The sequence below is a fragment of the Mycobacterium sp. NPDC049093 genome, from assembly GCF_040704635.1.
Classification (GTDB): Bacteria; Actinomycetota; Actinomycetes; order Mycobacteriales; family Mycobacteriaceae; genus Mycobacterium.
Genome location: NZ_JBEZJS010000004.1, coordinates 522,615 through 534,738, shown reverse-complemented (window position 1 = coordinate 534,738; position 12,124 = coordinate 522,615). Strand labels below are relative to the sequence as shown.

Annotated in this window: 14 protein-coding genes; 8 read left to right on the top strand and 6 right to left on the bottom strand. The window is 66.6% G+C overall.

From position 1 onward, the window contains the following. Nucleotides 1–33: 33 nt before the first annotated feature. Genes AB0876_RS18180 through AB0876_RS18155 form a run of 6 tightly spaced genes read right to left on the bottom strand, consistent with a single transcriptional unit; the run spans nucleotide 34 to nucleotide 7,140 of the window. Nucleotides 34–885, bottom strand: a complete 852-nt coding sequence (locus AB0876_RS18180) for an LLM class F420-dependent oxidoreductase (protein ID WP_526042557.1) — start codon at nucleotides 883–885, stop codon at nucleotides 34–36. Between the two features lie 24 nt (nucleotides 886–909). Then, nucleotides 910–1,770, bottom strand: a complete 861-nt coding sequence (locus tag AB0876_RS18175) for an LLM class F420-dependent oxidoreductase (protein WP_491837902.1) — start codon at nucleotides 1,768–1,770, stop codon at nucleotides 910–912. Nucleotides 1,771–1,813: 43 nt separating this feature from the next. Next, entirely contained in the window at nucleotides 1,814–3,292 is a 1,479-nt protein-coding gene (locus AB0876_RS18170; protein WP_491837903.1) for an ATP-binding protein, read from the bottom strand. 38 nt (nucleotides 3,293–3,330) lie between these two features. Beyond that, nucleotides 3,331–5,022 (bottom strand): NAD(P)/FAD-dependent oxidoreductase, encoded by a 1,692-nt coding sequence (locus tag AB0876_RS18165; protein ID WP_526042556.1) that lies wholly within the window; start codon nucleotides 5,020–5,022, stop codon nucleotides 3,331–3,333. Nucleotides 5,023–5,058: 36 nt separating this feature from the next. After that, a complete protein-coding gene (locus tag AB0876_RS18160; RefSeq protein ID WP_491837905.1) occupies nucleotides 5,059–6,588 on the bottom strand; it encodes a flotillin family protein in 1,530 nt (509 codons plus the stop codon). 57 nt (nucleotides 6,589–6,645) lie between these two features. Beyond that, nucleotides 6,646–7,140, bottom strand: a complete 495-nt coding sequence (locus tag AB0876_RS18155) for an NfeD family protein (RefSeq protein WP_491837906.1) — start codon at nucleotides 7,138–7,140, stop codon at nucleotides 6,646–6,648. Nucleotides 7,141–7,470: 330 nt separating this feature from the next. Between AB0876_RS18155 and infA the strand changes: the two genes are divergently transcribed. From infA to truA, 8 genes are all read left to right on the top strand, one after another. Continuing rightward, nucleotides 7,471–7,692 (top strand): translation initiation factor IF-1, encoded by a 222-nt coding sequence (gene infA, locus AB0876_RS18150; RefSeq protein WP_003418601.1) that lies wholly within the window; start codon nucleotides 7,471–7,473, stop codon nucleotides 7,690–7,692. 85 nt (nucleotides 7,693–7,777) lie between these two features. Further along, nucleotides 7,778–7,891 carry a 50S ribosomal protein L36 gene (gene rpmJ / locus AB0876_RS18145; RefSeq protein WP_003879483.1) on the top strand — a complete coding sequence of 38 codons (114 nt, stop codon included), beginning with the start codon at nucleotides 7,778–7,780 and terminating at the stop codon, nucleotides 7,889–7,891. A 209-nt stretch (nucleotides 7,892–8,100) separates the two neighbouring features. Next, nucleotides 8,101–8,475, top strand: a complete 375-nt coding sequence (rpsM, locus tag AB0876_RS18140; protein ID WP_044519236.1) for a 30S ribosomal protein S13 — start codon at nucleotides 8,101–8,103, stop codon at nucleotides 8,473–8,475. A 5-nt stretch (nucleotides 8,476–8,480) separates the two neighbouring features. Continuing rightward, on the top strand, nucleotides 8,481–8,894 hold the full coding sequence (gene rpsK, locus AB0876_RS18135; protein ID WP_004571524.1) for a 30S ribosomal protein S11: 414 nt from the start codon (nucleotides 8,481–8,483) through the stop codon (nucleotides 8,892–8,894). Between the two features lie 14 nt (nucleotides 8,895–8,908). Then, on the top strand, nucleotides 8,909–9,514 hold the full coding sequence (gene rpsD, locus AB0876_RS18130; RefSeq protein ID WP_055109864.1) for a 30S ribosomal protein S4: 606 nt from the start codon (nucleotides 8,909–8,911) through the stop codon (nucleotides 9,512–9,514). A 74-nt stretch (nucleotides 9,515–9,588) separates the two neighbouring features. Beyond that, nucleotides 9,589–10,644 carry a DNA-directed RNA polymerase subunit alpha gene (locus tag AB0876_RS18125; protein WP_019347690.1) on the top strand — a complete coding sequence of 352 codons (1,056 nt, stop codon included), beginning with the start codon at nucleotides 9,589–9,591 and terminating at the stop codon, nucleotides 10,642–10,644. A gap of 60 nt (nucleotides 10,645–10,704) precedes the next feature. After that, a complete protein-coding gene (gene rplQ / locus AB0876_RS18120) occupies nucleotides 10,705–11,235 on the top strand; it encodes a 50S ribosomal protein L17 (protein ID WP_491837907.1) in 531 nt (176 codons plus the stop codon). 16 nt (nucleotides 11,236–11,251) lie between these two features. Further along, nucleotides 11,252–12,112: a tRNA pseudouridine(38-40) synthase TruA gene (gene truA, locus AB0876_RS18115; RefSeq protein WP_491837908.1), complete on the top strand. Its 861-nt coding sequence runs from the start codon at nucleotides 11,252–11,254 to the stop codon at nucleotides 12,110–12,112. Nucleotides 12,113–12,124 lie beyond the last annotated feature (12 nt).

Below are 12,124 nucleotides of genomic sequence, written 5' to 3'. Positions count from 1 at the left end.
CATATCCGCACGATCGTCGCGCCTGACCGTGCGCTACCCCTTCAGGCCGAGTGGCCCGGCCAATTCGGTCAAGGTCGGGATCAGTTTGTCCGCACCGCCGAGAACCTGGATCGCCACGTGATCGGCACCGTTGGCGACGTGTTGTTGCAGCCGCGCGGTGATGTCACCGGCGGTTCCGTGCGCGACGACCGCGTCGATCAACTTGTCGCTACCCGGCTTGGCGATGTCGTCTTCGGTGAAACCCAACCGGCGCCAGTTGTTCAGGTAGTTGCTCAGGTTCAGATAGAAGTCGACGGTCTCGCGTCCGATCGCGCGGGCCGCCGCGCTGTCGGTGCTCAGCACCACCTTGTGCTCAGGAGCCAGGAACACCGTCTCGCCCAGCACGTCACGGGCGTGCGCGGTGTGCTCGGGCGTCGTGAGGTACGGGTGTGCGCCGGCGCTGCGTCGTGCCGAGAGCTTCAGCACCTTGTCACCCAGCGCGGCGATCACCAGCCGACTGGTCGGCACCTTGGCCGCATCCAGCGCATCGAGGTACTCCACCAACGCGTCGTAGGGCTTGCGGTATTCGTCGGTGTGCTCGGGATGCCCCACCCCGACCCCGAGCAGGAACCGGCCCGGATACGCAGCCTCGATGCGGTGGAACGACTCGGCGACCGCCGCGGCGTCGGCCGTCCAGATGTTCACGATTCCGGTGGCCAACTGCAGCGTCTGCGTGCGTTCCAGGATGGGTTCGGCGAACGACAGGTCGGCGGCAGGCGAGCCGCCGACCCACAGCGCGCCGTACCCGAGCTTCTCGATCTCGACGGCCTGCTCGGGCGGCACCGCTCCGAACGTCCACACGCCGTAGCGGCCCAGATCCGGCTTGAGCGAGAGCAATTCGGTCATCTGAGCGTCCTTTTCTCTGGTCCTCTAGGCCAGGCCGAGCGGCCCGGCGAGTTCGGCCAGTGCGGGTACCAGTTTGTCCGGTGAGGTCAACACTTGCACAGGCACGTGGTCGGCGCCCGCGTCGCGGTGCTGTCGCAGCCGGGCGGCCACGTCCTCCACCGTGCCATGCGCGACGACCGCGTCGATGAACCGGTCACTGCCCGGCTTGGCCAGATCCTCGTCGGTGAACCCAAGCCGTTTGAAGTTGTTGAGGTAATTGGTCAGACCCAGGTAGACGTCGAGCGCCTTGCGGCCGACGGCGCGCGCCTTGTCCTGATCAGTGGTGAGCACGACCTTGTGCTCGGGGGCCAGAAACGCTGCGGGCCCGATCAACTCGCGGGCCGTCGCGGTGTGTTCCGGCGTGGTCAGGTACGGGTGCGCCCCGGCGGAACGGGCCGCCGACAGTTGCAGCACCTTGGGTCCGAGCGCGGCGACCACCCGGCGGTGCCGCGGCACGCCGTACTCATCGAGCTTGTCCAGATAATCGGTGAGCGCGTCGAGCGGTTTGCGGTATTCGCCGATCGCTTCACGATGCCCGACGCCGATGCCCAGCAGGAACCGGCCCGGATAGGCCGCCTCGATGCGGTGGAAAGATTCGGCAACTGGACCCGGTGCTGCGCTCCAGATGTTCACGATGCCGGTAGCCAGCTGCAAGGTATTGGTGGCGCCCAGGATCGAGTCGATCCACTCCAGCTCGGCCGGCGGCGATCCGCCGGCCCAGATCGCGCCGTAGCCCAGCGCCTCGATGTCGCGCAACTGCTCGGGCGACAGCTGCTGGAACTGGAGGTAGTGGCCGAACGCGCCGAACGTGCCGAGATCGGGCTTGACGCCGGGGATGTCTGTCATGGTTGCCTCAACCCGCCCTCACTCGATGCCTATTCCGAAAAACTCAGGACGATTCAGACGGTTCCGCCACCAGCAGGGACTCCGGCGCGGGCGCGATCAACGGCAGTAGCACGATGAACCGAGTATCACCCGGCCGCGACTGCACCCGCAGGTCGCCGCCGTGCTTCTCCACGACGATCCGCCAGGCCAGGTCCAGGCCGAGCCCGGTGCCCTCGCCGAACGGTTTGGTGGTGAAGAACGGCGTGAAGATGCGCTCGATGTCTTCCTCGGAGATGCCGGGCCCGTCGTCGCAGATCTCCACCCGGATCACGTCGTCGGTCTCGCGGCTGGTGCGCAGCGTCAGAGTGCCGTGGCCGCCCATCGCCTGGATGGCGTTCTCGATGATGTTGGTCCACACCTGGTTGAGATCGCCTGGGTAGCAATGCAATTCGGGCAGCGATTTGTCCAGTTCCTTGCACAGGCTGACCGGCTTGTCCTTGCCGACCTTGTCGCCGAACATCATCATCGTGCTGCGCAGACCTTCGTGGACGTCGGCACTCTGGTAGGAGCCGCGGTCCATCTGTGAGTACTGCTTGGCGCCGGCCAGCAACGCCGAGATCCGCTTGCTAGCCTCGGCGACCTCGTTCATCCGCAGCTCGGTGTCGATGGTGTACTTCAGCCAGCCGAGCGCTCCCGGCAGCGTCGCCGAGCAGTCGACGCCGCTGATCGTCCCCTCGACGCGTTCCAACCAGTCGATGTCCAGACCCGCTTCGACGAATGTCGGGGCGTAGTCCCACGCGCTGGCGATGCCGTGGTCTTCGAGCCAGTCGCCGATCGCGTCCTCGCGGTCCGAGGTTTCCAGCGCGGTGAGCTCCAGCCCCTTGCTCTTGGCCACCTGCTCGGCGACCTCGTCCTGGATCGTCACCAGTACCCCCAGCGCCTCGGGGGTGAACTTGCCGTCGGCCAGCATGGCCAGCTTGTGGCGCATCTTGCCGACGCCCTCGCGCAGGTCCGCGACCGCGCGGGCGGTGGCCGCCGCCGGGTTGTTCAGCTGATGGGTCAGGCCCGCGGTGATGGTGCCCAACGCCAGCAGCTTCTCGCGTTGGCCGATGATCTGCCGTTGGCGGCGCCCGCCGACCATGTGACCTTCGAGCAGGTGCACCGCCATCGGGAACTCGTCGCGCATGAACTTCGCGAATGCACCGGCGTCGAGCACGAAGAACCGCGACGGCCGGGTCACCCGTACCGACGCCTGATAGATCTGTTCCTCACCGGGGATGTAGGCGGACCACGCGCCGCAGTACACCCCGCGCTGGGAGGTCCGGCTGGTCTCGATGTCCGCGCCGGCCGAGCGCTTGGACATCACCAACTCACCGTCGATCAGCACATAGAAACACGTCGCGGGATCGCCCTCGGTGATGATGGGGCCGGGCTCGAACACCGCGATGTGCCCGTTGTCGCACAGCGTCTGCAGTTGCTCGTCGGTCAACGCCTCGAACAGGAACAGAGTCCGCAGTTCGGAGGGCAGGCAGGTCTCGCCCATCATTCAGTTCCTCTCAGCCTCGCCGACGGTGCCGGCCATCACGCTTCTGCCAGGTAGCGGTGCACCAGCATGACCGCCATCGACCCTTCGCCGACGGCGGCAGCCACCCGCTTGGCGGACTCGGCACGCACGTCTCCTGCAACAAACACACCGGGCACACTTGTTTCCAGGTGGTGCGGCGGACGTTCCAGACCCCAGCCGCACACGTCACGCAGGTCGGGACCGGCCAGGATGAACCCGTGGTCGTCGCGGGCCACCACGCCGTCGAGCCACTCGGTGCGCGGGGTCGCGCCGATGAAGCAGCACAGGCGCGTCGCAGGCACCTCCTGATGCTCGCCGGTCTGCCTGTCCATCAACTCGAGTCCCACGAGATGGTCGTCCTCGCCGATCGCGCCGACCACCTCGGTGCAGGTGCGGACGTGGATGTTCGGCGTCTGCTCGATCTGCTGGATCAGATAGAACGACATCGACGCTTCCAGCGACGGCCCGCGCACCAGCAGCGTGACCGACTTGGCCTCGCGCGACATGAACATCGCGGCCTGCCCGGCGGAGTTGGCGCCGCCGACGATGTAGACGTCCTCTCCCTTGCACTCCGAGGCGTCGGACACCGAGGCCCCGTAGTAGACGCCTCGGCCGACGTAGGTGTTCGGGTTGTCGGGATCGGTCCAACAGCCCGGCACCGGGAGCTGGCGGTACTCGACGCCGGTGGCCAGGATGACCGCGCGGGCGCCGATGGTCTCGCCGTCGGCGAAGGTGACGGTGCGGGCCGCGCCCGCGATGTCGAGGGCGACGGCTTCGCGGGTGGTGATCACCTCGGCGCCGAAGCGCTCGGCCTGTCTGCGGGCCGAGGTGGCCAGTTCGGCTCCTGACACGCCCGTCGGGAAGCCCAGGTAGTTCTCGATCCGCGAGCTGCGGCCGGCCTGCCCACCGGTGGTGGTGCCCTCGATCAGCACCGTCCGCAGGCCCTCGGAGGCGCCGTACACCGCGGCGGCCAGACCTGCCGGGCCGCCGCCGATCACCGCGAGGTCGTACATGGTCAGCGATGGGGTGGTCGACAGACCCAGCATGTCGGCGAGCTCACCGTCACTCGGTTCGACCAGCGTCTCGCCGCCCTCGGTGATCACCACGGGAAGTTGCAGGCCGTCGAGCCCCGCGGCCTCCAGGAGTTGGCGGCCCATGGGCTCGTCGGTGGTGAACGCACGGAAGGTGTGCTGGTTGCGAGCCAGGAACTGGCGCACCTCCCAGGAACGCGAACTCCACTGGTGCCCGATCACCTTGGTGTGCGGGATGGCCCGGTCGCCGACGGTGTGCCACTGCTCCAGCAGGCCGTCGATCACCGGGTACAGCTTCTCCTCGGGCGGATCCCACGGCTTGAGCAGGTAGTGGTCGAGATCGACGACGTTGATGGCGTCGATCGCGGCCGTGGTGTCGGCGTAAGCCGTCAACAGCACACGCCGGGCCATCGGGTAGAGGTCCATCGCGGATTCGAGGAAATCGATGCCGCTCATCTGCGGCATCCGGTAGTCGGCGACGAACACCGCGACGGTGTCGCCGCGCAGTTTCAGTTCGTTGAGGGTCTCCAGGGCGTCCGGGCCGGATTCGGCGCGCACGATCCGGTACCGCTCGCCGTAGTGACGGCGCAGGTCCCGGGCAACTGCACGGGACACCGCGGGATCGTCGTCGACGGTCAGGATTACGGGTTTACGGGGCTGGGAGGCGGGGCCGGTCATCGCTGCCAATTATGCGCCCCGCCGCCAGCAGTTTTCTCAGCTCGTGTGTGCGCTGTCCCCGTTGGTGGCATTGGACCCCTGGAGCATGGACGCCACGTCGATGCCCGAGGCCTTGAGTGACTCCAGGATGTTGGCCACGGCAAGCGGGCTGATGCCGAGCAGGCTCCCGACCGCGCCCTGGGTGTCGCTCGATCCGCCGATGATCGACAGCCGGTCGATCTCGGCCAGTGGTGCGGCCGCCGCCTCGGTCGCCTTGACCACCGAGGCCAGCACGTCGGGAAGCATCAGCAGGCGCGCGGCCTCGGCCGTGTAGCCGTTGAGCGCCGCGGCGATCTCCTTCTTACCGTTGGCCTCGGCCAGCAGCTTGGCCTCGATACCTGCGGCTTCGGCCTGCTGCTCGACCCGCAGGGCATCGGCCAGTTCTTTCTTACCGGCGGCCTCGGCGACCAGCTTGGCCTGCAGGCTGTCCGCCTCGGCCTGCTTCTCCACTCGAAGGGCGTCGGCGGCCGCCTTGCGGGCGTCGGCCTCGGCCTGACCCTTCCGTCGCTCGGTCTCGGCCGCGGCCTCGGCGGCCAGGATCGTGGACTGGCGCTGGCCTTCGGCGATCGCGATGTCGGCCTGTCGCTTTGCCTCGGCGGGCGCGATCACGTCGGCCTGCAGCGCGGCCTGGGCCTGCTCGGCACGACGCTGTTCCACCTCGATGCGGGCCTGCACCCGGGCCGCCTCGGCCTGCTCGGTGGCGATGCCGACGTCCTTCTGGGCGCGGGCGTTGGCGAGCGGTCCGGCCTGGTCGGCCTGGGCGTTCTCGGCCTCGGTCTGCGCGCGCAGCCGGGCCAGCTCGACGTCGCGCTTCTGGTTGGCGGTGGCGATCGCGGTATCGGCCTCGGCCTGCGCGATGGACCCTTCCTGGCGGGCCTTGGCCGACTGGATCTGGGCGTCACGCTCGGCTTCGGCGGTGCCGACCGTGGCGTCCCGCTTGACCTCGGCGATGCGGCGCTGGCCGAGCGACTTCAGGTAGTCGTTGGCGTCGGAGATACCGGCGATCTTGAGGACGTCGACCTCCATGCCGATCCGGGCCAGGTCACCGCCGGCCTCCTCGACCACGCTGCGGGCCAGGCTGTCGCGGTTGGAGTTGAGGTCCTCGACGGTCATGGTCGCGGTGATGCCGCGCAGGCTGCCGGCCAGGATCTCGTTGATCTGACGCTGCAACTCGTTGAGGTCGGAGGTCAGGAAGCGCTGCACCGCGGTCTGCACGGCCTCGTCGGCCGAACCGATGCGCACCAGTCCGACGGCCTCGACGTTGACCGGCACACCGTTGTTGGACAGCGCGTTCTGCAGGTTGATGCTGACGTTGAACGGTTCCAGGCTCATGATGTCCACCCGCTCGATGCCGGGCATCCGGAACCGGGCGCCGCCGCGGACCACCTTGGGCGTGCCGCGTCCGGTGAACACGGCCACCTCGTTGGGCGGCACCTTGATGTAGTTCTTCACGTAGACCAGCGGCAGCACCACCAGGATCAGGATCGCGGCGATGGCGACGAGGACGACGATGAGCAGCAGGGACACTGTGGTGCCTTTCTCGGTGGGGCAGTGCTCGGGTACAGCTCGGGTTTCTGGAACTGCTCAGGTTTCTGGAACCGCGACGATGTGGACGAAATCCGGATCGATGTCGGCGATGTAGACGCGGGTCGCCTTGGGCAGCGCATCGGCCTCGTCGCTCTTGGCGCGGGAGAACACCCGGTTGCCGTCGGCGTCGACGAACGAGATCTCGCCCCAGCCGCCCGCCGGGACTTCGAGGGTGACCGTGCCGAGCAGGCCGACATAGGAGGACCGGCCCTTGTGAGAGTTGGACTGCTGGCGGCGCATGTAGGGCAACAGCAGGCCGTTGAGGGCGAACACCAGGACGATCGCGCAGGCCGCGGCCAAGCCTGCGGACCAGATGGCGCCCAGGCTCAGCCAGGTGCCGATCAGGCCGCCGGTGCCGGCGCCGAGTAGGGCGACCGACAGGCCGGTCAGGCTCAGGAAGGGCATGCCGTCGCCGTGCCCGACATCGGCGAGCAGCAGGGCGGCCAGTACAGCGATGCCGCCGACGACGAACGCGGCCAGGTACACAGCCATCACGTGCTCGTGTCTCCATTCGCCGGGTGCGCGGATCAGTCCGTACCATTCTCGCTTGATTCGTGGCTCCGAGGCGCACCAATCTTCGGCACAGATGTGGGTGGCCGGTCCTGCTCAGCCGTGATTTTGGTACAGGCCGCCGAGCGGGTATTGTGGACCAACGGTGCGACTATCGCGCCGACTTTTTGCGTGCCCCGTCTTGGAACTGCTGAATTTCTGCAACTTCGCCTCGATCCGGCTCACGTTTTGAAGTTGGTCGGTTGCAGCACCACGACGGGCTGCATTGAGACTGATGAAGCTACGAAACGAAAGCAAGGATCGCCGAAAAGTATGGCCAAGAAAGACGGTGCCATCGAGGTCGAGGGTCGCGTGGTCGAGCCTCTGCCCAATGCGATGTTCCGCATTGAGCTGGAGAACGGACACAAGGTCTTGGCCCACATCAGCGGCAAGATGCGGCAGCACTACATCCGCATCCTGCCCGAGGACCGCGTAGTGGTGGAGCTCTCGCCCTACGACCTGTCCCGGGGCCGCATCGTGTACCGGTACAAGTGACCCGATAGAAGCCCGACCAGTAACGACGAGAACGGTGACGTGCGCATGCGCATGACATCAACAAGCCAGAAGGATCGAAACAGCCGTGAAGGTGAACCCGAGCGTCAAGCCCATCTGCGATAAGTGCAGGGTGATCCGCCGGCATGGGCGGGTCATGGTGATCTGCAGCGATCCCCGCCACAAGCAGCGGCAGGGTTAGTCAGGACTCCCTTCGGGAGCCTTGATCGACCACGTTGGATCACAACACAACTGAATGATGAACTCCCAGCACCACTGAGCGGATACGCCGCTCATACGAGATGAGCACTCATCCACGTCCGGTACGGAGGCCGGACCCCGGAGAGCCCTTAGGGGCTGAAGGGAACGGGCTGGGACCAGACCTCCGCAGAAAAGAAGGAACACCGCCACATGGCACGCCTCGTGGGCGTCGATCTTCCGCGCGACAAGCGCATGGAGATCGCGCTGACTTACATTTTCGGCATCGGCCGTACCCGTTCGAACGAGATCCTCGCCGCGACGGGCATTGACAAGAACATGCGCACGAAGGACCTGACCGACGATCAGGTGACCGTTCTGCGTGACTACATCGAAGGCAACCTCAAGGTTGAGGGTGACCTGCGCCGCGAGGTGCAGGCCGACATTCGCCGCAAGATCGAGATCGGCTGCTACCAGGGCCTGCGGCACCGCCGTGGTCTGCCCGTGCGTGGGCAGCGGACCAAGACCAACGCGCGTACCCGCAAGGGCCCCAAGCGCACCATCGCCGGCAAGAAGAAGGCTAGGTAACCCCGATGGCACCACCGAAGAAGGCTGCCGGCGCCAAGCGCGGTAAGACCACCCGTCGCCGGGAAAAGAAGAACGTCCCGCACGGCGCCGCTCACATCAAGAGCACGTTCAACAACACGATCGTCTCGATCACCGATCCCCAGGGCAACGTCATCGCCTGGGCGTCGTCGGGTCACGTCGGCTTCAAGGGTTCGCGTAAGTCGACCCCGTTCGCCGCACAGCTGGCCGCCGAGAACGCTGCCCGCAAGGCGCAGGAGCACGGCGTGAAGAAGGTCGACGTGTTCGTCAAGGGTCCGGGTTCGGGCCGTGAGACCGCCATCCGCTCGCTGCAGGCCGCCGGCCTCGAGGTGGGCGCGATTTCCGACGTCACTCCGCAGCCGCACAACGGCTGCCGTCCGCCCAAGCGGCGCCGGGTCTAGGGAGGATTTAGAAAATGGCTCGTTATACCGGACCCGCCACCCGCAAGTCGCGCCGTCTCGGCGTCGACCTGATCGGTGGAGACCAGTCGTTCGAGAAGCGCCCCTACCCGCCCGGCCAGCACGGCCGCGCGCGGATCAAGGAGAGCGAATACCGCACCCAGCTGCAGGAGAAGCAGAAGGCTCGCTTCACCTACGGCGTGCTGGAGAAGCAGTTCCGCAAGTACTACGAAGAGGCCAACCGCCAGTCGGGTAAGACCGGTGAGAACCTGCTCCAGATCCTGGAGAGCCGCCTGGACAACGTGGTGTACCGCGCCGGCCTGGCGCGCACCCGCCGGATGGCCCGTCAGCTGGTCAGCCACGGCCACTTCACCGTCAACGGTGTCAAGGTGAACATCCCGAGCTACCGGGTGTCGCAGTACGACATCATCGACATCAAGGAGAAGTCGCTCAACACCCTGCCGTTCGAGCTTTCTCGGCAGACCGCGGGTGAGCGTCCGATCCCGTCGTGGCTGCAGGTCGTCGGGGAGCGTCAGCGCATCCTCGTCCACCAGCTGCCTGAGCGCGCGCAGATCCAGGTGCCGCTCGCCGAACAGCTCATCGTCGAGTTCTACTCGAAGTAATGACCTACCGGTCATCCGACCGGTAGGTACCAGACGGCATCAAATAGCGGGTGCCGAGAAGGAGAAGAAACACCATGCTGATCTCTCAGCGACCCACACTGTCCGAGGAAACCCTCGCCGACAACCGCTCCAAGTTCGTCATCGAGCCCCTGGAGCCCGGTTTCGGTTACACGCTGGGTAACTCGCTGCGGCGCACGCTGCTGTCGTCCATCCCGGGCGCAGCGGTCACGAGCATCCGCATCGACGGTGTGCTGCACGAGTTCACCACCGTCCCCGGGGTCAAGGAAGACGTCACCGACATCATCCTGAACCTCAAGGGCCTGGTCGTGTCCTCCGAGGAGGACGAGCCGGTCACCATGTACCTGCGCAAGCAGGGCCCGGGTGCCGTCACCGCCGGTGACATCGTGCCCCCGGCCGGTGTCACGGTGCACAACCCGGACATGCACATCGCCACCCTCAACGACAAGGGCAAGCTGGAGGTCGAGCTCGTCGTCGAGCGCGGTCGCGGCTACGTCCCGGCCGTGCAGAACAAGGCCTCGGGCGCTGAGATCGGCCGTATCCCGGTCGATTCGATCTACTCGCCGGTCCTCAAGGTCACCTACAAGGTGGAGGCCACGCGTGTCGAGCAGCGCACCGACTTCGACAAGCTGATTCTCGACGTCGAGACCAAGAACTCGATCAGCCCGCGTGACGCCCTGGCGTCGGCCGGCAAGACCCTGGTCGAATTGTTCGGTCTGGCACGGGAACTCAACGTCGAGGCCGAGGGCATCGAGATCGGCCCGTCGCCGGCCGAGGCAGACCACATCGCCAGCTTCGCGCTGCCGATCGACGATCTGGACCTGACCGTCCGGTCGTACAACTGCCTCAAGCGCGAGGGTGTGCACACGGTGGGCGAGCTCGTTGCCCGCACGGAGTCCGACCTGCTGGACATCCGTAACTTCGGCCAGAAGTCCATCGACGAGGTGAAGATCAAGCTGCACCAGCTGGGTCTCTCGCTCAAGGACAGCCCGGCCACGTTCGATCCGTCCGAGGTCGCCGGTTACGACGCCGCCACCGGCACCTGGACCGCGGATGCCGGCGGTTACGACCTGGACGACACCCAGGACTACGCCGAGACCGAGCAGCTCTAAAGAATTACCGTCCCGGTCCTACCTGATACGGGGACCGGCCCCATTTAGGAGATAGTCGCAATGCCCAAACCCACCAAGGGTGCTCGCCTCGGCGGGTCGTCCTCGCACCAGAAGGCGCTCCTGGCCAACCTGGCCACGTCGCTGTTCGAGCACGGCCGCATCAAGACGACCGAGCCGAAGGCCCGGGCGCTGCGTCCGTACGCCGAGAAGCTGATCACCCATGCCCGCAAGGGTGAGCTGCACAACCGCCGCGAGGTGATGAAGAAGATCCGCGACAAGGACGTCGTGCACGTTCTGTTCGCCGAGATCGGCCCCTTCTTCGCCGATCGCGAGGGTGGCTACACCCGCATCATCAAGGTCGAGAACCGCAAGGGCGACAACGCCCCCATGGCTGTTATCGAGCTGGTGCGGGAGAAGACCGTGACCTCCGAGGCGGACCGTGCACGTCGTGCCGCCGCGGCGCAGGCCAAGGCTGCTGAAACTGAGGCTGAGGCTCCCGCTGAGGAAGCCAAGGTCGAGGCGACCGAAGAGGCCGCTGCTGACGAGGCTCCGGCCGACGAGGCGGCTTCTGAGGATGAAGCCAAGTCCTAACCAGGCATTGAACGACATGCCCGCCATCGATTCCGGTGGCGGGCATGTTCGTTTGCGCCTGGACATCGCCTACGACGGAACCGATTTCGCGGGTTGGGCGACGCAAGTTGGTCAGCGCACCGTGGCCGGGGTGATCGACGAGGCGTTCTCGACGGTGTTCCGCACGCCGGTGGTGACGCGTACCGCGGGCCGCACCGACACCGGGGTGCATGCCACCGGCCAGGTTGCCCATGTCGACATCCCCGTCGATGCCGTCGCGCATGCCTATCCCCGCACGACCCGTCCGGCTGACGCTGAATTCACCCCGCTGGTGCGACGATTGGCGCGGCTGTTGCCGACCGATGTCCGGATCCGCGACATCGTCCGGGCGCCTGCGGGTTTCGATGCCAGGTTCTCGGCACTGCGCCGGCACTACACCTACCGGCTGAGTCTCGCCCCCTACGGGGTGGAGCCGTCCGAGGCGCGCTTCGTCACCCCGTGGTCGAAGTCCCTGGACCTCGACGCGATGGCCGCCGCATCGCGGGAGTTGGTGGGACTCAACGATTTCGCAGCGTTCTGCCGCCCCCGCCCGGGCGCCACCACGATTCGTGACCTCCAGCGGCTGGAGTGGGTGCGCGACGGGCACTATGTGACGGCGTATGTCACCGCGGATGCCTTCTGCTGGAACATGGTTCGCTCGTTGGTCGGCGCGATTCTGGCGGTGGGGGAGGGTAGGCGTTCTGCGGACTGGACCGCCGGACTCCTGGGTGAATCGAGCCGCTCCAGTGATTTCGCCGCCGCACCTGCGCGTGGGCTCACGCTCGTTCAGGTCGACTATCCGCCGGATGATCAACTGGCCGGCCGGAACACGGTCACGCGGGACATGCGGACGCTCTGAGCATCGCTGGGA

Excerpts from the sequence above, each read along its gene's own strand:
- AB0876_RS18180 (WP_526042557.1), bottom strand. The coding sequence starts at position 885 with ATGACCGAATTGCTCTCGCTCAAGCCGGATCTGGGCCGCTACGGCGTG.
- AB0876_RS18175 (WP_491837902.1), bottom strand. The coding sequence starts at position 1,770 with ATGACAGACATCCCCGGCGTCAAGCCCGATCTCGGCACGTTCGGCGCG.
- AB0876_RS18170 (WP_491837903.1), bottom strand. The coding sequence starts at position 3,292 with ATGGGCGAGACCTGCCTGCCCTCCGAACTGCGGACTCTGTTCCTGTTC.
- AB0876_RS18165 (WP_526042556.1), bottom strand. The coding sequence starts at position 5,022 with ATGACCGGCCCCGCCTCCCAGCCCCGTAAACCCGTAATCCTGACCGTC.
- AB0876_RS18155 (WP_491837906.1), bottom strand. The coding sequence starts at position 7,140 with ATGGCTGTGTACCTGGCCGCGTTCGTCGTCGGCGGCATCGCTGTACTG.
- infA (WP_003418601.1), top strand. The coding sequence starts at position 7,471 with ATGGCCAAGAAAGACGGTGCCATCGAGGTCGAGGGTCGCGTGGTCGAG.
- rpsM (WP_044519236.1), top strand. The coding sequence starts at position 8,101 with ATGGCACGCCTCGTGGGCGTCGATCTTCCGCGCGACAAGCGCATGGAG.
- rpsK (WP_004571524.1), top strand. The coding sequence starts at position 8,481 with ATGGCACCACCGAAGAAGGCTGCCGGCGCCAAGCGCGGTAAGACCACC.
- rpsD (WP_055109864.1), top strand. The coding sequence starts at position 8,909 with ATGGCTCGTTATACCGGACCCGCCACCCGCAAGTCGCGCCGTCTCGGC.
- AB0876_RS18125 (WP_019347690.1), top strand. The coding sequence starts at position 9,589 with ATGCTGATCTCTCAGCGACCCACACTGTCCGAGGAAACCCTCGCCGAC.
- rplQ (WP_491837907.1), top strand. The coding sequence starts at position 10,705 with ATGCCCAAACCCACCAAGGGTGCTCGCCTCGGCGGGTCGTCCTCGCAC.
- truA (WP_491837908.1), top strand. The coding sequence starts at position 11,252 with ATGCCCGCCATCGATTCCGGTGGCGGGCATGTTCGTTTGCGCCTGGAC.